Source organism: Castellaniella sp. (assembly GCF_041677825.1).
Taxonomy (GTDB): domain Bacteria; phylum Pseudomonadota; class Gammaproteobacteria; order Burkholderiales; family Burkholderiaceae_B; genus Castellaniella.
Genome location: NZ_JBAYPG010000003.1, coordinates 142528 through 160735, shown reverse-complemented (window position 1 = coordinate 160735; position 18208 = coordinate 142528). Strand labels below are relative to the sequence as shown.

The 18208-nt window shown below is 63.4% G+C and carries 19 protein-coding genes; 8 read left to right on the top strand and 11 right to left on the bottom strand.

Going from position 1 to position 18208, the window contains the following annotated elements; translation table 11 throughout:
- Positions 1-30 precede the first annotated feature (30 nt).
- Positions 31-411 (bottom strand): pyridoxal-dependent decarboxylase, encoded by a 381-nt coding sequence (locus WCY17_RS02645; RefSeq protein ID WP_372700613.1) that lies wholly within the window; start codon positions 409-411, stop codon positions 31-33.
- 228 nt (positions 412-639) lie between these two features.
- On the opposite strand from WCY17_RS02645, the gene WCY17_RS02640 reads away from it, so the two are divergent.
- A complete protein-coding gene (locus WCY17_RS02640) occupies positions 640-2061 on the top strand; it encodes an amidase (protein ID WP_372700612.1) in 1422 nt (473 codons plus the stop codon).
- Positions 2062-2126: 65 nt separating this feature from the next.
- On the opposite strand, the gene WCY17_RS02635 is transcribed toward WCY17_RS02640, so the two are convergent.
- Entirely contained in the window at positions 2127-3278 is a 1152-nt protein-coding gene (locus WCY17_RS02635) for a mechanosensitive ion channel family protein (protein WP_372700611.1), read from the bottom strand.
- 144 nt (positions 3279-3422) lie between these two features.
- On the opposite strand from WCY17_RS02635, the gene WCY17_RS02630 reads away from it, so the two are divergent.
- The 5 genes from WCY17_RS02630 to WCY17_RS02610 are packed head-to-tail and all read left to right on the top strand — an operon-like array spanning position 3423 to position 7655.
- On the top strand, positions 3423-4496 hold the full coding sequence (locus WCY17_RS02630; RefSeq protein WP_372700610.1) for a TonB family protein: 1074 nt from the start codon (positions 3423-3425) through the stop codon (positions 4494-4496).
- Positions 4497-4508: 12 nt separating this feature from the next.
- Positions 4509-5417, top strand: a complete 909-nt coding sequence (locus WCY17_RS02625; protein ID WP_372700620.1) for a MotA/TolQ/ExbB proton channel family protein — start codon at positions 4509-4511, stop codon at positions 5415-5417.
- 44 nt (positions 5418-5461) lie between these two features.
- Complete coding sequence (locus WCY17_RS02620; RefSeq protein ID WP_372700609.1) at positions 5462-5833, top strand: ExbD/TolR family protein; 372 nt, start codon at positions 5462-5464, stop codon at positions 5831-5833.
- 9 nt (positions 5834-5842) lie between these two features.
- A complete protein-coding gene (locus WCY17_RS02615) occupies positions 5843-6517 on the top strand; it encodes a response regulator (protein ID WP_372700608.1) in 675 nt (224 codons plus the stop codon).
- Positions 6507-7655: a sensor histidine kinase gene (locus tag WCY17_RS02610; RefSeq protein WP_372700607.1), complete on the top strand. Its 1149-nt coding sequence runs from the start codon at positions 6507-6509 to the stop codon at positions 7653-7655. The genes WCY17_RS02615 and WCY17_RS02610 overlap by 11 nt, the downstream gene beginning before the upstream one ends.
- On the opposite strand, the gene WCY17_RS02605 is transcribed toward WCY17_RS02610, so the two are convergent.
- From WCY17_RS02605 to WCY17_RS02575, 7 genes are all read right to left on the bottom strand, one after another.
- Positions 7602-7994, bottom strand: coding sequence for a hypothetical protein (locus tag WCY17_RS02605; RefSeq protein ID WP_372700606.1), 393 nt, complete (start codon positions 7992-7994; stop codon positions 7602-7604). The two genes, WCY17_RS02610 and WCY17_RS02605, sit on opposite strands and share 54 nt — an antisense overlap.
- Positions 7995-8085: 91 nt before the next feature.
- On the bottom strand, positions 8086-8406 hold the full coding sequence (gene mnhG / locus WCY17_RS02600; protein ID WP_372700605.1) for a monovalent cation/H(+) antiporter subunit G: 321 nt from the start codon (positions 8404-8406) through the stop codon (positions 8086-8088).
- Complete coding sequence (locus tag WCY17_RS02595; RefSeq protein WP_372700604.1) at positions 8403-8687, bottom strand: K+/H+ antiporter subunit F; 285 nt, start codon at positions 8685-8687, stop codon at positions 8403-8405. Before WCY17_RS02595 ends, mnhG begins: the two co-directional genes overlap by 4 nt.
- The gene (locus tag WCY17_RS02590) at positions 8684-9172 is read right to left on the bottom strand and encodes a Na+/H+ antiporter subunit E (RefSeq protein ID WP_372700603.1); all 489 of its coding nucleotides are present in this window, start codon (positions 9170-9172) and stop codon (positions 8684-8686) included. Before WCY17_RS02590 ends, WCY17_RS02595 begins: the two co-directional genes overlap by 4 nt.
- Positions 9169-10830 (bottom strand): monovalent cation/H+ antiporter subunit D, encoded by a 1662-nt coding sequence (locus WCY17_RS02585; RefSeq protein WP_372700602.1) that lies wholly within the window; start codon positions 10828-10830, stop codon positions 9169-9171. The genes WCY17_RS02590 and WCY17_RS02585 overlap by 4 nt, the downstream gene beginning before the upstream one ends.
- Positions 10827-11168, bottom strand: a complete 342-nt coding sequence (locus WCY17_RS02580) for a Na+/H+ antiporter subunit C (protein ID WP_372684546.1) — start codon at positions 11166-11168, stop codon at positions 10827-10829. Before WCY17_RS02580 ends, WCY17_RS02585 begins: the two co-directional genes overlap by 4 nt.
- Before the next feature lie 2 nt (positions 11169-11170).
- Positions 11171-14065, bottom strand: a complete 2895-nt coding sequence (locus WCY17_RS02575) for a monovalent cation/H+ antiporter subunit A (RefSeq protein ID WP_372700601.1) — start codon at positions 14063-14065, stop codon at positions 11171-11173.
- A gap of 228 nt (positions 14066-14293) precedes the next feature.
- On the opposite strand from WCY17_RS02575, the gene hemN reads away from it, so the two are divergent.
- Positions 14294-15721: an oxygen-independent coproporphyrinogen III oxidase gene (gene hemN, locus WCY17_RS02570; protein WP_372700600.1), complete on the top strand. Its 1428-nt coding sequence runs from the start codon at positions 14294-14296 to the stop codon at positions 15719-15721.
- Here hemN and WCY17_RS02565 read toward each other — a convergent pair.
- Entirely contained in the window at positions 15703-16134 is a 432-nt protein-coding gene (locus tag WCY17_RS02565) for a YbaN family protein (RefSeq protein ID WP_372700599.1), read from the bottom strand. The two genes, hemN and WCY17_RS02565, sit on opposite strands and share 19 nt — an antisense overlap.
- A gap of 75 nt (positions 16135-16209) precedes the next feature.
- On the opposite strand from WCY17_RS02565, the gene WCY17_RS02560 reads away from it, so the two are divergent.
- Positions 16210-16869 carry a Crp/Fnr family transcriptional regulator gene (locus tag WCY17_RS02560; protein WP_372700619.1) on the top strand — a complete coding sequence of 220 codons (660 nt, stop codon included), beginning with the start codon at positions 16210-16212 and terminating at the stop codon, positions 16867-16869.
- Here WCY17_RS02560 and WCY17_RS02555 read toward each other — a convergent pair.
- Positions 16857-18206 carry a hypothetical protein gene (locus tag WCY17_RS02555; protein WP_372700598.1) on the bottom strand — a complete coding sequence of 450 codons (1350 nt, stop codon included), beginning with the start codon at positions 18204-18206 and terminating at the stop codon, positions 16857-16859. The genes WCY17_RS02560 and WCY17_RS02555 overlap by 13 nt on opposite strands.
- Between the last annotated feature and the right edge of the window lie 2 nt (positions 18207-18208).

Here is an 18208-nt window from a genome sequence, read left to right as displayed (position 1 = left end):
TTGACCGGGCCGGAACACCGTCCAGTTCGGTCACCACGGGGCAGCGCCGGGCAGCTGCAATCGAAGCAACGGACTTAGCTTAAACTCCAGTGAAATCTGTCTTGACACATGGGTCCACTTTAGCATGCGCACACAGCGTGCCTCGATTTCGGCCGTCTGGGGGTATTCGTCCTTGTCGATCATGTTCTTGTCGATGGACAGATCCATGAGGCTGCGGATTTCGTCATCTACCCAGGTCTGGCAGAAGGTGGCCAGGTTCTGGCGCGAGTTGCCATCCAGCATGAGCTCATCGCGTATCGCACTGAACGCATCCACGGGATTGTTCTCTTTTTGCGGAAAGCCTGACTTGGGAAGATTGCCTCGCAGTTCGGCAGATGCGTAGATGTCGTCGTTGATGGAGTTCTTGACCATGTTGTGCCTGTCCTTTCGTTTTTGGTTGGGTAAGTGGCGGCCATGTCGAATGACCTATGGACGCGAAGATGTACACATACATCGAATGCATACTTGGCGAACATATCGTAACGAAATGAACGGGCTTTGGCCAGCTTTGTGTTTTGGGCAATGCACACGGACTTGCGGGAATCCGTGTCCAGAAGGTAGCATGCAGCCTGAACCCGAGAAAATGGATGGCGCTCTGCAATGGGTAATTCAGAAGCTATTTGTTACATGACGGCCACGGCATTGGCTGACGCCATCCGGGCGGGTGACCTGTCGGCCCGCGAGGTCATGCAGGCACACCTGGCCCGCATCGAGCAGGTCAACCCGCAGGTCAATGCCATGGTGACCTTGCATGCCGAGCAGGCCATGCAGGCGGCGCTGGCGGCCGATGAGGCCCAGGCGCAAGGAAAGGCGCTGGGCCCCCTGCACGGTCTGCCTGTGGCGCACAAGGATCTCACGCTCACCAAGGGCATGCGCACGACGTTCGGTTCGAAAATCCATGAGCACTTCATCCCCGATCAGAGTGCCCTGATCGTTGAACGGCAGCAGCAGGCCGGTGCCATCAGTGTGGGGAAAACGAACACGCCGGAATTCGGCGCGGGCTCCCAGACATTCAACGAAGTATTCGGCGCCACACGAAATCCCTATGATCTGTCCAGGACGTGCGGCGGGTCCAGCGGGGGGGCCGCCGTTGCATTGGCCACCGGCATGGTGCCGCTGGCCGATGGTAGTGACATGTTCGGTTCTCTGCGCTGCCCGGCCAGTTTCAACAACGTCGTGGGCCTGCGGCCATCCGTGGGGCGCGTACCCCGGTCGCTGACGCTCGATGGCTGGGACAGCCTCGCAGTCGATGGACCCATGGCCCGTACCGTACAGGATCTCGCCTTGTACCTGTCCGTGATGGCCGGGTTCGATGCGCGTGATCCTTTGGCGATTGCCGGCACCGGGGCACAGTTTCGCGAACCATTGGGTCGCGATCTGAAAGGGGTGCGCATCGCCTGGAGCCCCACCATGGGGGGGCTGCCCATCGAGCCGCAGGTCGTCCAGATGATCGAAGCCCAGCGCAGCGTGTTCGAAGGGCTGGGCTGCATCGTGGAAGACGCCTGCCCGGATTTCTCCGATGCCACCGAAGCTGCCCTGACCCTGCGCGCCTATCAGTTCCAGGCCAATCTGGGTGAACTGATGGATCGCCATCCGGGTGTTCTGAAACAGACGATCGTCAGCAACATCGAGGCGGGCCGTGCCCTTGACATCACCCAACTGGCTCGTGCCCGGGTATTGCGCACGCGGCTCTTTCGCCAGGTCCATGATTTCATGTCGCGCTACGAATTCATGGTGTTTCCGACCAGCCAGGTGGCGCCCTTCCCGATCGAGCAGGAATACGTCACGCAGATCGGTGATGTGAAAATGGACAGCTACATCGACTGGATGCGTTCAGCCTACTATGTCACGGCAACTGCCCATCCTGCGATTTCCGTACCCTGCGGCTTCACCGCTCAGGGTCTGCCGGTCGGGCTGCAGATCGTTGGCCGTCATCAAGCCGATTTCGCCCTGCTGCAGATCGCCCATGCATTCGAGCAGGCGACGCAGTTCGGCCAGCAGCATCCGCCCATTGCTGGCTAGCGCAGGTTTGTCTGCTGCTGTGGCTGCGCACAGTGGATGGCGCCTCAGCTTGGCGGCATGATTGGTCAGCGCAGCGGCGTCCGTTGCTGTGGCAGAGGGGTTTCGGGGTTGAAGACCCCGGGTTCCAGCAACTGCGCCCCGTGATCCTGTGCATGCAGATAGACGCTGCTGACGGGCAGCAGCAAGGTGCAGCCGTGCGCGAGGGCGATATCGGCCAGCCCCAGCAGCAGTTCCTCTTTGGCGCGCATGAATTCCGCATAAGGCACGAAGGCCCCGGCCGGTTCAGTCTGTACCCAGGCATAGAGCAGCAGCTTCAGTGCGCCATCCCCGAATTGATTGAAGCGGAAGACGAAGTATTTCAGGTTGCTGCGTTCGTTCAGGAAGCGATTGCCGTCCTCGATGATGGCGCGCACCTTGCCATAGTCTTCGTAGCGCAGGAGCAGGTGTTCGCTGATCATGCGATGGCTCAGCCGCGAGTGGTTCACCATGTTGGATGAATTGAACAGCGAATTGGGCACGTACAATGGCTTGCCGTCCCAGCCCAGCACCCGGGTGGCGCGCCAGCCGATGTTCTGCACGGTACCGGCCAGGTTCGTGCCGGGGAAAATGATGTCTTCGCCGATCTTGAAGATGCGGCTGGCATAGATGGTCAGGCCGCCCAGCAGGTTGGCCACCAGGGTCTGCGCGGCAAAACCGGCCGCGATACCGGCCGCGCCGCCGAAGGCCAGCAGGCTGGCCAGGGGGACGTTCAATTGTTGCAGGATCGAGATGGACGCGAAGATGAGCACGAAGGCCCAGGCCATCTTGTTCAGTGCGTCTATGGCCGTTTCATCGGTTTCCTGGTTGCGGTTGCGGATATGGAACAGGTAGTTGTTCTTGGACTGTTCGGCAAAACGCAGTAAAAACCATACGAGAATGATGATGGCCAATATGCCCAGTGCCGGGCTGACGAAATGGTCGGCCAGGGGCTGTGTACCCCTGGGCATCATCTTCTGGCGCATCAGCGTAAGGCTGCTGAGCCATACGGCGGTACGCAGTGGGGCATCGATGGACGTCACCAGCGCGTGGCGCCATACGTGGCGACCGGGCTGCAGGTTGCGCAGGCGCCAGGCCAGAAACCAGTGAATGAGCCGGTTCACGGCCAGGGTGATCAGTATGGTGACGACAGGAAAGATCCACAGCTCTTTTTCCAGAAACTGGTTCAACTCCTGCTCCATGGGTTCCTCTTCGGCAATTTGGAAAAAATGACGCTTTCGAATGCAGGGACGTTACCATGTGGCATGGCGGCATGTCATGACTGGATTGAGAACGGTTATCATTCCTGCTAATATCCACGCTTCCTTTGTCGTCTCTGCCATTTCATGCACAGGGCCACGTCTTTCTCTCTTAATTGGCTCAAGGCGCTGGCGGCCGTTCTGGCCATCAGCCTGCACGCGCTGGTCCTGGCCATGGTGCTGCAGGCGCCTGTGGCCGAAGTGGCGCAAGGGCAGCCAGAGGGGTTTGATGTCCAGTTCGTTGAGTTGGGGCCGGCTGTGGATGAGCAGGCCGTCGCAGGCGATGCCCACGAGACGGGGCGTATTCCCGAACCGGATTTGTCCTTTGAGACACCAGAACCCGTATTTGAACCCTGGCCCGAAGCTCAGCCGGATCCAGTCGTGGAGCCCGATCCGTCGCCGGAACCTGAGCCTGTCGTCGAGCCCGACCCGCTTCCTGAGCCCGAACCCGTTGTCGAGCCTGAGTCGATTCCTGAGCCTGAGCCCGTCGTCGAGCCTGAGCCGATTCCGGCGCCTGAACCCGTCGTGGAGCCAGACCCCGTTCCGGAGCCTGAACCCGTCGTGGAGCCAGATCCGGTTCGCGAGCCCAAGCCGATCATCGAGCCCGAGCCAGCAGCGAATCCAAAACCCATCGCAAAACCCGAGCCTGAACCCAAGCCGGTAGCCAAGCCCAAGCCGGTAGCCGAGCCCAAACCAGTAGCCAAGCCCAAGCCAGTAGCCAAGCCCAAGCCAGTAGCCAAACCCAAGCCAGTAGCCAAACCCAAGCCGGTTGCGACGAGCAGGCCACAGCCGTCCGCGCACACCAAGGATACCGGAGCGCGGGCGGGGTCTCAGCAGGCCCGTCCCGCACAGGGTGCTGCAGAACCGGTGGATCCGGATCGGGCGCGTGTCGTGGGCCAGGTGGACTATCTGGGCCAGCGCCCGACCCCCGCGTATCCCCGGCTGTCCCAGCGTCGGGGCGAGCAGGGGCGCGTCGTCCTCAGGGTGCTGATTTCACCGCGCGGTGAGGTGATACAGGTTCAGGTCAGGCAATCGTCCGGCCACGGACGTCTGGACGAGGCGGCTGTAAAAGCCATCCGGCAGGCGCGTTTCAGACCGTATACCGAAAATGGCATTGCCTATAAGGCATTGGCCGATATTCCTTTTGATTTTGTCTTGTAGGACATGAACATGATGCTGGACATGATGCAGGCAGCAGTCTTGATGGTGGCCCAGGTGGCCGATCCGCAGGTGGCGTCGCCCGTGGCCGAAAATCTGGCGGCGGCTGCGGCCCCGATCGCCGGCGCGTTGGCGGATGCCGCCGCTGTGGATCCGACGTTCGTGCAGCCTGGGGCGGCTCTTGCCGGGCAGGGTGTGATGCATTTCATTGGGCAGAGCGATGCGGTGGGCAAGTCCCTCTTTGTCTTCCTGCTTCTGATGTCGCTCGCGAGCTGGTATCTGATTCTGGCCAAGGGGCTGACCCATCTGCGCATCCGGCGGCGATCGGAAAAATTCCTGCAGGAATTCTGGTCGGCCAGTTCACTGGAGCAGGTGGAAAACGAGATTGCCACGCATGGCGCCGATGAGCCATTTGCCCATCTTGCGAGCCACGCCATTCATGCGCAAAGGCACCATGCGAAGTATGGCGCATCGCGGCTCGAGGAAAGCGGCTCGACGGCTGCCTTTGTCACGCGCATCATGCGCAAGGTGATCGATGAAGAAACGGCACGCCTTGAAAATGGTCTGACCGTATTGGCCTCGGTTGGCTCCACTGCGCCATTCGTCGGTCTGTTCGGCACGGTGTGGGGGGTTTATCACGCGTTGCTCAGCATCGGCATGTCCGATGGGGTGACCATCAACCGGATCGCCGGGCCGGTGGGCGAGGCGCTGATCATGACGGGCCTTGGGCTGGCGGTGGCGATTCCTGCGGTACTCGCCTATAACGCATTCGTGCGCGTCAATCGGGTCTATCTGGCCCGGCTGGACGCCTTCGCGCATGACCTGTTCACCTTCCTGAGCACGGGGCAGCCGGTGGATGACGGCGATCACGAACGTCGCCCGCAGTCGCGCCACATCAATCTGGCCGGCGCCCGGGGAGGCTGATCATGGCATTTGGCAGTTTCGACTCGGGGCGGTCAAATGCCACCATGTCCGAAATCAACATGGTGCCGCTCATCGATGTCATGCTGGTGCTGCTGGTGATTTTCATCATCACCGCGCCTTTGCTCAGTCATTCGATCCGCATCAATATTCCACAGGTCTCGGCCCAACCGCTCGAACAGAAACCGGTGGTGGTGGATCTGGCCATCGATGCCTCGGGCGCCATCTTCTGGAACGATCAGCCCGTTCCAGAAGATGAATTGACCGCGCGCTTTGCGCTCGAGGCGGCGCAGGAACCACAGCCCGAAGTGCGCATCCGTGCCGATACCGAAACCCGTTACGGCCTGTTGGCGCGCGTCATGGGTGCCGCCCGTCAGGCGGGCATGAAACGCTTGGGGTTCGTGACCACACCAGACTAGAATCTGGGCATGAAAGTTCTGGTCATCGAAGACGACGCCACTCTGGGCCGGGCGCTGCAGGAGTTCCTGCTGGCCCAGGGGCATGTGGCTGAATGGGTGCAAACCGGGCAGGGGGTTGTGGCACGGGTGCTCGATCAGGGGCACGATCTGCTGCTGCTCGACCTGAACCTGCCGGATGTCAGCGGGCAGCAGATCCTCGAGCGGCTGCGGCGGCAGGGGTACCAGGGGCAGGTGCTGATAGTGACCGCCAACGACGGCCTCGATGATCGGGTCGCCGGGCTGGATGCCGGGGCAGACGATTACGTCATCAAGCCGTTCGAACTGGCCGAATTGGCCGCCCGGGTGCGCGTGCTGGCGCGGCGCAGCCTGGGGCGTGCCAATACCGTGCTCGAATGCGGTGCGCTGCAACTGGATACCGTGGGACGCCAGGTCAGTGCGTCGGGTTCGCGCCTGCCATTGTCCGTGCGCGAACTTTCCTTGCTCGAAATGCTCATGGCCCGGCCGGGGCAGGTGGTCACCAAGCAGCAGATGGTGCAGTCGCTCTCTGCCAGTGATGCAGATTTCAGCGACAACGCCGTCGAAGTCTACATCTATCGCCTGCGCAAGCATCTCGACGGCACGGGCGCGAGCATCCTTACGGTGCGTGGCTTCGGCTACCTGCTGGATGCCGGCCATGCGCTCTGATGCCGGGCCTGCTGACGCAGCGCGCAGGAACCCGATGGGCTGGCTGCGCACGGATTCCCTGGTGGGGCGCCTGCTGCGGCGGCTGTTTCCCGCATTGCTCGTCCTGATCGTCATCGATCTGCTGGCCACCTGGTACATGACAGAGGTCCTTCAGCCCGAGCCATGGCAGTTGCGTGATCTCTTCTGGGCCATGTTGCTGCTGCAGGTGGTGCTGGTCGGGCTCTTCATCTGGGCGCTGGTGTCCGGCGTGCGCTCCGAACTGGCTTCGGTGCGCCGACTGGGGCTCGAAATCCGTCAACGCCCGGTGGATGACCTGCAGGCCTTTGACGGCTCTGGTCTGCCTGCAGAATTGGCACCCCTGGTGCAGCATTTCAACGGGCTGTTGCTCAGGCTGGATGATTCCGTACAGGCACAGAGGCGTTTCATCGGTCAGGCGGCGCATCAGCTGCGCACGCCGCTGGCGGGCCTGAAGCTCGAATCGGAACTGATGCTCGGGCAGGATCTCGATGACGATGTGCGCGCGCGTGTCGTGCGCATCAAGGCCGTCACCGATCGCATGATCCGCATGGGCCAGCAGCTTCTGGTGCTGGCCCGGGCGGATCACAGCATGCGTCCGCAGGACGCGTTCGTGCGCCTCGACCTGTGCGAGTGGATGCGCCAGGCGGGCTCGCGCTGGCTCGATCTCGCGCGCGCCCAGGGCGTGGATCTGCAACTGCAGGCACCCACCAAGGCGGTGCTGGTGGATGCCGATCCGCTGCTGCTGGCCGAACTGCTGGGCAATCTGATCGACAATGCCCTGCGCGAAGCCATGCCCATGCGCACCATTGTGCTCGGCGTGCTGGCCAACCCGCCGGCGATTCATGTTCAGGATGATGGGGTCGGCATCCCCGAGGGCGATCTGGAGCGGATTTTCGAGCCGTTCTATCGCCCGTCGGGGGCACACCCGGGGGGTTCTGGCCTGGGGCTGGCCATCGTGCGCGAGATCGCGCTCGCCCATGGCGCCTGGGTCAAGGCAAGCAGCCGGCCTGAAATTGCCGGCACGCGCATCATGGTGGTGTTTCCAGGGCCCCGCAAGGGGGCCAGCCTACGAGCCGGAGGCCGGCACCGTGATGGTCATGCGACGCAGGATCCCGCCTGACTCGACCGACCCCTGGGTTTCGGTTTCGCCATCGCGCATCAGGCGCAGGCATTCGTCGCGCGCGCTGCCCGAATACGCATCACAGCGGTTGGTGAGATTGCGCTCCCGTGTGCTGTCGGCGGGGTCGGACAGGGTGTTGTCGCGGCTGGCCTTGGCCGCTGCAGCGGCTTCTTTCAGACAGGCTTCCAGGTCGATGCCGGGTGTCGAATGACACCGGGCGACTTCCTGTTGATAATTGCTCTGGACGGCATCGGCCTGCGCTGCCGGCGACAACAGGGCCAGGCCGGCGGACAGGCAGATCAGCCACAATGGTTGCAAGAGACGGGTCGTTTGAGGCATGGCAATGTACTCTTGAAGTTCGGACAGGCCGGCGTACGGGCCTGCCAATGATTACAGGCATCAGTATACGGGGTCTCTCGCAGGCTGATTGTCACGAATCTTTTCCAGGCCGATTGCGTCGTTGCCGGGCACTCTGCATCAGAAGAATGGCAGTGACCGGCGAGGTCAGGATCAGGAACAGGCAAATGAGCCACTCATGGAATATGGGTCGCTGCTGCAGGAGGCTGGCCACTACGGTGGCCGACAGCGCCACGCAGAATGCGCCCAGCGTCATGCCCATGGTGGGGGCGTGCATCCGCTCCCTGAAGGTCTGCAGGCGCAACAGGCCAAGGGATCCGATCAGGGTGACCAGACCGGCGGTGATCAGCAGGGCAGACACCAGCAGTGCAGCCCAGAGGGGCAGCGCGTTCATGGCTCGATCACCTCGCCGCGCAACAGGAATTTCGCCAGGGCAGCGGATCCCACGAAGCCGAACAGCGCAATCAGCAGCGCGACGTCGAAATACAGCCCGGCCTCGAAACGCAATCCGAGCACGAGCAGGATCAGCATGCCGTTGATGTACATGGTGTCCAATGCCAGGATACGGTCTTCGGCGCTGGGGCCACGCAGCAGGCGGATGGCTGCGCAGGCCAGGCCCAGCGTGAAGCACAGCAGTGCAAGGGCTGCCGCCCAGTACAGTAGAAATGCGCTCATTCAAATATCTCCATCAGCGGCCCTTCGTAGCGATTCTGGATGATTCGTGTCAGGCCCTGCGGGTCGTGCAGGTCCAGGACATGCAGAGTCAGGATGTTTGTTTCAGGATCGTGGCCGGCCCACACGGTGCCTGGCGTGAACGTGACAATGCAGGCCAGCGCGGCCATGCCGTGCGGATCGTGCATCCGCAGCGGGATATCGAGAAAACCGGGGCAGGCCAGTGAGCGCTGGCCGTGCAGGATGCGCAGACCGACCTCCCAGTTCGAGCGTGCAATGTCGATGGCGACCTGAACGATCAGACGCATGCCCAGGAACGGCCTTGCCGGGTGCGCACGCACTGGCCGCAGGATGGGGGCGAGCAGGCTGAGTACCAGCGCGATGACCAGGCCTAGTGCGATCTGCCCGCGTTCGAGGCCGTCATTGAGCACCAGCCACAGGATGAGCAGCAGCGCGGTGAGAAAGAGGGTGCCAGACCATCGTTTCATGGCAGCCCCGTGGTTCCGTCGGCCGATGGCAGGCGGGTGGGCTTGCTGTTCTTCAGGCCTGTATCCAGTACCGCGTGCGTGTAGCGGATGGGCTCGTTCAGATACCAGGCGGTATCTTCCAGATAGTCGAGCACCGAGCCCGCACGCAGCGTCAATGCGATGGCTGCCAGCATGAGCACCAGGATGGGCATGGCTTCATTCAGGCGCAAGGCGGGCACGCGCAGGTCTTCCGGTATCCAGAACAGGCGGATGCCGCTGCGGACGAAGGCCAGCAGGCTGGCCATGCCCGAGGCCAGCATCACGGCCACCAGCAGCCAGACGTTGAAGTCCGGTGCGCCATATTCAGCAGTGCGCAGGGCCGCTGACAACAGGGAGAATTTGGCCACGAATCCTGAGAGCGGGGGCAGCCCGACCACGATCAGTGCGCACGCAAAGAAACTCAGGCCCAGAAAGGCCATGGCGGCCGGAAAGGGCACCCCGACCACCTGTTCCGACAGGCTGGTGTCGTCGGATTCATCGGTTTCAAAGGCTTCCTGGGTGATGGCCAGCATGTCGGCCCCGAAAGACTGGCTGCGCTCGGTGAGTTCGAGCAGCAGGAACAGCGCCCCGAGGCCGAGTACGGAACTGAGCAGATAGTACAGCGCAGGGCCTGTCAGTGTCGCACCCGGCATGCCCAGGGCGGCAAACAGGGTGCCTGATGACGTGATCACGGCATATGCGGCAATGCGTCGCGCCTGGGAACTGGCCAGCATGCCCAGGGTGCCGAAGATCAGGGTGGCAATGCCGGCAGGAAACATCCATGCGCCACCGAAGGCCGCCGGTGCGTCGGCGGGCAGCAGCAGCGAACCGATGCGCAGCAGGGCGTAGATGCCGACCTTGGTCATGATGGCAAACAGCGCAGCGACCGGAGCACAGGCTTCGGCGTAGGCATTGGGCAGCCAGAAATTCAGGGGCCAGGCCGCTGCCTTGATCAGGAACGCCACGCCCAGGATGGCCGCGGCGCTGTCGAACAGCTGCCGATCGGCCTGGTTGAGTTGCTGGACCTGAACGGCCAGGTCGGCCAGATTCAGGGTGCCCGTCAGGCCGTAGATCAGGGCAATGGCAATGAGCAGCAGAAATGAGGCGATCAGGTTGACGGCGATGTAGTGCAGCGCGGCGCCGACGCGCTGCTTGCCCGAGCCGTGCAGCATGAGACCATATGATGCCGTCAGCAGGATTTCGAAGAAGACGAACAGGTTGAACAGGTCGCCCGCCAGAAACGCGCCGTTCAAGCCCATCATCTGCAGCAGGAACAAAGGGTGAAAATGCCGGCCCGCCCGATCCCAGCGCGCTGTGGCGTAGACCCAGGCGCAGGTGCCCAGCACGGCCGACAGCCCGAGCATCAGCGCTGATAGGCGGTCTGCAACCAGCACGATGCCAAAAGGGGCTGGCCAGTTGCCCAGCAGATAAACCCCCACCCCGTCGGGCCACGCGGGGCGGCCAATGCCCTGTGTGGCACGAATCAGCGCCAGGGCCACGAGCACCTGCAGCCCCAGCGAGACCGCACCCAGCATGACGCGCACCGGCCGCTGATTGTCGCGCGTGAGCAACATGAGCGCGGCAGTCAGCAACGGGAGCAGGACTGGCAATGCCGGCAGGTTGTCGAACCATGGATTCATGGCTGGTGTTCCTCGCCATCGACGTGGTCCGTATGACTCATCCCGCGCGAAGCGAGCAGCACCACCAGAAAGAGTGCGGTGGTGGCGAAGCCGATGACAATGGCTGTGAGCACCAGTGCCTGCGGCAGCGGGTCGGCATACAGCGCTGGATCAGCCCACTCGGGATCGATCACGGGTGGCGCGTCGAGACGCAGCCGCCCCATGGCAAAAATGAACAGGTTGACGGCATAGGCCATGAGCACCAGCCCCATGATGAACTGGAAGGTCCGCGGACGCAGCAGCAGCCAGACCCCCGAGCCGGCCAGCACGCCAATCGCCAGTGCCAGTATCCATTCCATGTTCAGTTCCCCATGTCCGTCTCGGCCAGTTGCCGGTAGAAGCGCAGCGACTGGTGGGCCAGGGCGATGATCATCAGTACGGTCGCGCCGACGACCAGCATGTAGACCCCCAGGTCGAAGAGCAGCACGCTGGACAGATGCGCGCTGCCGATCCAGGGCAGATCGAGGTCGAGATGGGATGATGCCAGCAGTGGCTGACCCGTCCACCAGACCGCCATGGCGGTCAGCCCGGCCAGCAACAGCCCCAGGGCGATCCAGGCCTGGGGTCGGATCAGGGGCCGGGCCTCGACCCAGAGTATCCCGCCGACCATGTACTGCAGGATGATGCCCGTGGCCATGATCAGGCCACCGACAAAACCGCCACCTGGCAGATTGTGCCCACGGAAGAGGAAATACAGCGAGATCATTGTGGTGACCGGCAACAGCAGGCGGACCAGCACGGCGGGGATGCGCATCAGGCCATACGGCAGGGGCGCAAGGATGTCGGGTTCTTCGAAGTGCACGGTCTTGGCATCGCGGCTGCGGTGCCGCAAGGGGGCCGTAATGGTTTCTGCCGGGGGACGGAAGCGGCGCAGCAGGGCGTATACGCTCAGCGCCACGATGCCCAGCACGGTGATTTCGCCAAAAGTATCGAAGGCGCGGAAGTCGACCAGGATGACGTTGACGACATTTGCCCCGCCCCCCAGGGGCCAGGCCTGTTCGACAAAATAGTGGGCAATGCTGTGCTGGGCGGCCGGTCGCGTCATCATGACCCAGGCCAGCAGCGTCATCGCCGCACCGGCCAGGACGGCGACCAGGAAATCGCGGCGCCGGCGCCACAGCGTACGCTGGCGGGTCGGGCCGGGAAACTCTTCGATGCGGGGCGGCAGCCAGCGCAAACCGAGCAGGATCAGGATCGTGGTGACCACTTCGACAGTCAGCTGGGTGAGCGCCAGGTCGGGGGCCGAGAGCCAGGCAAAGGTGATGCCGGTGACCAGGCCGGCGGCACTGGCCAGCATCAGTGATGCAATGCGGTGATACTTGGCCTGGTACGCGGCGCTCAGCGCACAGGCACTGCCCGCGAGCCACATCAGGGCAAAGGACCATTGGGCTGGCGTGGACTGGCTGCCCTTGAACCATACGGACGACTGCAGCAGCGGCAGGACGCCTACGGCCAGGGTGCAGAGAATCAGCAGCAGGACCTGCGGCTGCAGGCGCTGGGTCTGCAGCCACTGCATCAGCCGGGCCGAGCCGGCATCCAGCGCCTCGAGCCAGAGTTCGAAGCTCTGCCGGCCGTCGAAACGGTAGATGAATGGCACCTGTCCGGGTTTGCGCCTGTCGTGGCCGCGCAGGGCGGCGTAGATGAGTATGCCGCCGCCGGTGGCGATCAGGCTCATGAGCAGCGGCAGATTGATGCCATGCCACAGTTGCAGGTTGAAGGCGGGCACCCGCTCGCCCAGCAGGGCGTGCATGACCAGTTCGAGCACTGGCTTGACGAACACCCCAGGCGCAATGCCGATGGCCAGGCAGATGAGCACCAGGATGGCGCAGGGGATCAGCATCCTGCGGTCGGGGTCGTGCGGCACCCGGGGCAGATCAGTGGCGGGTGGCCCAAAGAACACTTGCAGGATGAAACGCAGCGAATAGGCCACGCTGAATGCACCTGCAATGACTGCCGCCGTGGCCAGACCCCAGCGTGTGGCCCAGTGCCCCGTGATGAACACGGTTTCCGCAAAGAACATTTCCTTGGACAGAAAGCCGTTCAGCAGGGGAACGCCGGCCATGGCCGCGGCCGACACCATGGCCAGCGTGGCCGTCAGGGGCATGGCCCTGCGCAGGCCCGACAACCGCGTGAGGTCGCGAGTCCCGCTTTCGTGGTCGACGATGCCCGCAGCCATGAACAGTGAGGCCTTGAACGTGGCATGGTTGATGATGTGGAAGATCGCCGCAACCAGAGCCAGGCGGCTGTTCATCCCGAGCAGCAGCGTGATCAGCCCCAGGTGGCTGATGGTCGAGTAGGCCAGTACCCCCTTCATGTCGCGCTGGAAGGTCGCGGCATAGGCACCCAGCAGCAGCGAGCACAGCCCGGCGCCGCCGATGATCCAGGTCCACCAGTCGGTACCGGAAAAAATCGGCCAGAAGCGGGCCAGCAGAAAGACGCCGGCCTTCACCATGGTGGCCGAATGCAGGTAGGCCGATACGGGCGTGGGGGCTGCCATGGCGTTGGGCAGCCAGAAATGAAAGGGAAATTGCGCGCTTTTGGTCAGGGCCCCCAGGGCCAGAAGCACCAGCAGTATCGGATACCAGCGATGGTTGCGGATGAGCGGGGCGGCTGCCAGGACGGCGTCCAGATCATAGCTGCCCACGATATGGCCGATGATGAGCATGCTGGCCAGCAGGCAGAAGCCGCCGCTGCCCGTGATCAGCAGGGCCATGCGGGCGCCACGACGGGCATCCATGCGGTGCGACCAATAGCCGATCAGCATGAAGGACGAAAGGCTGGTGAGTTCCCAGAACACGAGCAGCTGGATCAGGTTGCCCGCCAGCACCACCCCGAGCATGGCACCCATGAAACTCAGCAGGAACGCAAAGAAGCGCGGGGCCGGATCATCGGCCGACAGATAGTAATGGGCGTACAGCGCGATCAAGCCACCCAGCGCTGAAATGATCACGACGAACAGCCATGCGTAGCCATCCATGCGCAGCGTCAGGTCGACCCCCTGCAGCGGAATCCACGGCACGCTCAGCTTGATGACCCCTTCGTCGGCCAGGGCCGGCGTGAGGGTCACGGCCAGGAGCAGACACAGCAGGGCACTGCCCCCGGCGAGCCATGCCCCAGCTCGCCTGGCTCTTGCGGGCAGCAGGGCTGCACACAGACTGCCGGCAAAGGGGATGGCCAGAATCAGGGTCAGAAGCATGGATCGGCTTGTACGCGGTGGGGGACGTCAGTGGGGAATGCCAGGCGAATATGATACGCGAAGATGCCGTTTGACCTGGATCAATCTCTGCGCCCATCAGGCTACCCAGGTGAGTGGCGATGCACGACAATGAGGCATTTCACACGCGCTGCAGTCGCGTGGCAGGCGTATGCATGCGTGCTGCCCGCACGTGTACGATGTGTGCATACTTGCCTGGGAAATTCTGGTATGTCCTCTCTTGCTGCTGCCGATACGTCGGGTGCCCCGGTCGATGCCTTTGCCGATCTGGAAATCTCCGAGGCGCTGATTCGCCGCTTCGATCAGTCCGGGCCCCGCTATACCTCATATCCGACGGCCGATCGCTTCGAGCAGGGCTATCCGCCCGAACGCTACATCGGACACCTGGCGCAGCGGGCCACGGCAGCTCAGGCCGTGCCGCTGTCGGTGTACGTGCATCTGCCGTTCTGTGAATCCCTGTGCTATTTTTGCGCTTGCAACAAGATCATTACCCGCGACCACAGCCGGTCGGCCGAGTATCTTCAGGTTCTGTATCAAGAAATGGACCTGCTCGATGCCCATCTCGGGGTGCACCGGCAGGCGGTGCAATTGCATCTGGGGGGTGGAACCCCCACCTTCCTGAGCGCAGCCGAGCTCGAGGGCCTGATGGTTCAGCTGCGCCGTCACTTCGAGTTTTCTGCCGACGCCGAATTGGGGGTCGAGATCGATCCGCGCACGGTGACACCCGATTCCCTGGCCATGCTGGCCGGGCTGGGTTTCAATCGCACCAGTTTTGGCGTACAGGATTTCGACCCCGACGTACAGGCCGCGGTCAATCGGATCCAGCCCTACGAGATGGTGCGCGCGGCCCTTCAGGCCAGCCGCGACAACGGCTTCCAGTCCGTGAACGCCGACCTGATCTACGGGCTGCCGAAACAGACCCTGGCCAGTTTTGGGCGTACGCTCGACCAGTTGATCGAACTGCTGCCCGACCGCATCGCGCTGTACAACTATGCCCACCTGCCCGACCGCTTCAAATCACAGCGGCTCATCCGCACCGAAGATCTGCCCTCGGCGGATACTCGGCTGCAGATCTTTCTCATGTCGGTCAGGCGCCTGCTCGATGCCGGATACGTGTACATCGGTCTAGATCACTTTGCCCGGCCGGAAGACGAACTCAACCAGGCCCGGCTCAATCTGGGCCTGCACCGCAATTTCCAGGGCTATACGACCCGCGCCGAATGCGATCTCATCGGCTTCGGTATTTCGGCCATCGGCAAGATCGGCAATGCCTACGTGCAGAACCATCATTCGCTCAACGCCTATACTGAGCAGGTCACGCATGGTGTGCTGCCCACGGCCAAGGGGTTTGATCTGAGCCCTGAAGATGCGTTGCGGCGCGAGGTCATCATGGCCATCATGTGCAGCATGCCGATCGATTTCACGCGTTTCGAACGCATGCACGGCCTGTCATTTGTCGAACATTTTGCGGCCGAGCTCGAGCGGCTTGCGCCGCAGGTGCAATCGGGCCTGCTGACGATCGATGACCAGGGCTTGCGGGTCTTGCCCAAGGGGCGTGTCTTTGTGCGCGCGCTGGCCATGGTGTTCGACCAGTACGTGGGCCGGCCGCGCGTGGCGACCTACTCGCGGCTGATCTGATCGGGGGGTGATTCGTCACTGCGCGGGGTGGCCGGTCGTGTACTATCGGCGCTGGCCGCCCGCGTGGGCAGGCGCCACAGATAAATGCTGACGGCCACGCCGGGTATCAGCAAAAGCCAGCGGGCCCAGGCCACCGGCATGATCCAGGCCGACACGGCCAGTGAAGGCCACATCAGTGCCATGGCGATGCACTTGCTCTGCAGGGGGATTCCGCGCCCCTCCTGGAAGTCGCGGATATACGGACCGAGGACACGATGCGACATCAGCCAGGCATGCATGCGAGGCGAGCCGCGCAAAAAGCAGAAGGCCGCCAGCAAGAGGAAGGGGGTCGTGGGCAGCAGGGGCAGGAAAATCCCCAGCACCCCCAGGCCCAGGGCCATCGACCCCAGCACGGTGTACAGGGTGCGGATCATGGTTCAGTGGATTCTAGCAAGTCCGCGCCGGCGATGGCACTGGGGTCGGCCGAGCAGCGCAAGCAGGAAAAAAGGATGGCGGCCCTGCTCGCGCAGGTTCCTTTGTTCAATGAACTGTCCGCCGAGGCCTTGCAGCCCATCGTGGCGGGCACCACAGAAATCAAGGTGGCTCGCGACGAGGTGATTTTCCAGCGGGGCGACCCGTGTGTCGGCTTTCATGTGGTGATGTACGGCCTGGTGAAACTGCTGTTTGTATCCAGCAGCGGGGCTGAACGGGTCGTGCGCCTGATCGGCCCGGGTGACGGCTTTGGCGAGGCGCTGATGTTCATGGGCAAGGACTACATCGTGACGGCCGTTGCCCTGCGGGATTCCCTGCTTCTGCACGTGGGGCGTGACGCCTTGTTCGAACAGCTCGATCGTGATCCCCGTATTGCGCGCAGGATGCTGGCCGGGCTCAGTTCGCGGCTTTACAACCTGATGGCCGATGTCGAGGCCTATACGCTCAAGTCGGCTCCGCAGCGGCTCGTCTCGTGGCTGCTGAAAGAGTCGCGCGGCGCGGTGGGGGAGGCGTTTCGGATCGAAATCGGCAAGGCGGTGATGGCCTCCAGGTTGAATCTCTCGCCCGAGCATTTTTCACGCCTGCTGCGCGACATGAGCGACAAGGGCCTGCTGCGGGTGCGCGGTCGCGAATACACCATCATCGACGCCCAGGGCCTGCGCAACTACAACGGCTGACGCGCGTGGCTTGCTGCCGCTTCAGCCACGGCACGCAGGGCGCGCCGATATCTCAGCAGGGCCCGGCCCAGGTTGAACGCCAGCAGCAGGGCGGACACGATCAGCAGGGGTCCGGCGGCATGGCGTGCCGCCTGCCAGCCGGCGGCGGCCAGCAGCCAGCACAGGGTCATCGCCAGGTGGGCAGCCCACTGCGTGCGCGCTGCGGTCTCACCGATGTACGTGGCCATCTTGGGCAATACCTTGAGGTAGACGCGCGCCATGGCGGGATCGCGATTGGGCCCGCTGATCGAATCCTGGGCGTGCTTCCAGAGCAGGAAGGGCACGATCTTGTACAGCATGCCATTGACCGCCGAACCCAGCACGCCCACGATGATGGCCACCCCCAGCACCAGTGAGGCCTGCGTGCCGTGGCCATGGGTCAGCCAGATCCACAGGGGGGCGCAGGCGAGCAGCGACAGCATGCTCACATACCAGAACAGCGTGGTGGCTTCGGGGGTCGGGCGCTTGCGGGTCCAGAGGCGCTGCAGCGTCGTGGCCCCCCACAGTACGTATGCTGCCAGCAGGATCAGCTCGACCGCTTCGCGCATCAGGCGGGGCAGGCCGTCGGTGGCCTCCAGTGCGCTCCAGGCCAGCAGCAGGATGGGCACCAGCAGGGGCATCCAGCGCGTCATGGGCCTGGGGTAGATTTCGGTCACCTGGAAAATGGGCAGCAGCTGGAACGTCATGCCCATCAACAGCAAGCCGCCCCAGCCCGCCAGGCCCCAGAGCACATGGCTGCCGAGCCAGTCTGGCAGCGCCAGGCTCAAGCCCAGCGCGGTGGCCAGGGACGCCCCCAGCAGTACGGCCAGCGCCAGCGAAGCCAGGGCCCCGCGCACTGGCACCAGGATCTCGCGGGCGCCGCGATATACGTGCTGTCGATGCCGCCACAGGCCCCAGGCTACGGTGCCCAGATACAGAACGAACGCGCTGGCCAGAAACAGGACGGCCGAGATCCAGGCTGTCGACCACCACCACAGGAAGCCGGCTGCCAGCAGCAATGTGCCGGTGGTCAGCAGGGGGTGGACCCAGCGTACCAGCAACCGGATCCCGGGGGTGGGCACATTGCAGGCGACTGCCAGGATCTGCAGCAGCGCCCCCAGCATCGCACTGCCCAGTATCCCCAGCGTCCACAGATGGGTCAGGGCGAGCGTGGTACCCGACCAGCGTGAGGCCAGCGCCTCGGGCCCGGCCCAGGTGGCCAGCAGGCCGGCGAGCAATGCGAACAGCGGGACATTCAGCAAAAAGGGCAGTGGCACGCCCAGTGCGGGTGTCTTGTCGAAATCCAGGGCGCGCTGCATGG

Coding starts and splice junctions, on each gene's coding strand:
- WCY17_RS02555 (WP_372700598.1), bottom strand. CDS start 18,206: ATGCAGCGCGCCCTGGATTTCGACAAGACACCCGCACTGGGCGTGCCA.
- mnhG (WP_372700605.1), bottom strand. CDS start 8,406: ATGAACGCGCTGCCCCTCTGGGCTGCACTGCTGGTGTCTGCCCTGCTG.
- hemN (WP_372700600.1), top strand. CDS start 14,294: ATGTCCTCTCTTGCTGCTGCCGATACGTCGGGTGCCCCGGTCGATGCC.
- WCY17_RS02645 (WP_372700613.1), bottom strand. CDS start 411: ATGGTCAAGAACTCCATCAACGACGACATCTACGCATCTGCCGAACTG.
- WCY17_RS02585 (WP_372700602.1), bottom strand. CDS start 10,830: ATGAATCCATGGTTCGACAACCTGCCGGCATTGCCAGTCCTGCTCCCG.
- WCY17_RS02560 (WP_372700619.1), top strand. CDS start 16,210: ATGGCGGCCCTGCTCGCGCAGGTTCCTTTGTTCAATGAACTGTCCGCC.
- WCY17_RS02610 (WP_372700607.1), top strand. CDS start 6,507: ATGCGCTCTGATGCCGGGCCTGCTGACGCAGCGCGCAGGAACCCGATG.
- WCY17_RS02605 (WP_372700606.1), bottom strand. CDS start 7,994: ATGCCTCAAACGACCCGTCTCTTGCAACCATTGTGGCTGATCTGCCTG.
- WCY17_RS02575 (WP_372700601.1), bottom strand. CDS start 14,065: ATGCTTCTGACCCTGATTCTGGCCATCCCCTTTGCCGGCAGTCTGTGT.
- WCY17_RS02635 (WP_372700611.1), bottom strand. CDS start 3,278: ATGGAGCAGGAGTTGAACCAGTTTCTGGAAAAAGAGCTGTGGATCTTT.
- WCY17_RS02590 (WP_372700603.1), bottom strand. CDS start 9,172: ATGAAACGATGGTCTGGCACCCTCTTTCTCACCGCGCTGCTGCTCATC.
- WCY17_RS02595 (WP_372700604.1), bottom strand. CDS start 8,687: ATGAGCGCATTTCTACTGTACTGGGCGGCAGCCCTTGCACTGCTGTGC.
- WCY17_RS02640 (WP_372700612.1), top strand. CDS start 640: ATGGGTAATTCAGAAGCTATTTGTTACATGACGGCCACGGCATTGGCT.
- WCY17_RS02620 (WP_372700609.1), top strand. CDS start 5,462: ATGTCCGAAATCAACATGGTGCCGCTCATCGATGTCATGCTGGTGCTG.
- WCY17_RS02565 (WP_372700599.1), bottom strand. CDS start 16,134: ATGATCCGCACCCTGTACACCGTGCTGGGGTCGATGGCCCTGGGCCTG.
- WCY17_RS02615 (WP_372700608.1), top strand. CDS start 5,843: ATGAAAGTTCTGGTCATCGAAGACGACGCCACTCTGGGCCGGGCGCTG.
- WCY17_RS02625 (WP_372700620.1), top strand. CDS start 4,509: ATGCTGGACATGATGCAGGCAGCAGTCTTGATGGTGGCCCAGGTGGCC.
- WCY17_RS02630 (WP_372700610.1), top strand. CDS start 3,423: ATGCACAGGGCCACGTCTTTCTCTCTTAATTGGCTCAAGGCGCTGGCG.
- WCY17_RS02580 (WP_372684546.1), bottom strand. CDS start 11,168: ATGGAATGGATACTGGCACTGGCGATTGGCGTGCTGGCCGGCTCGGGG.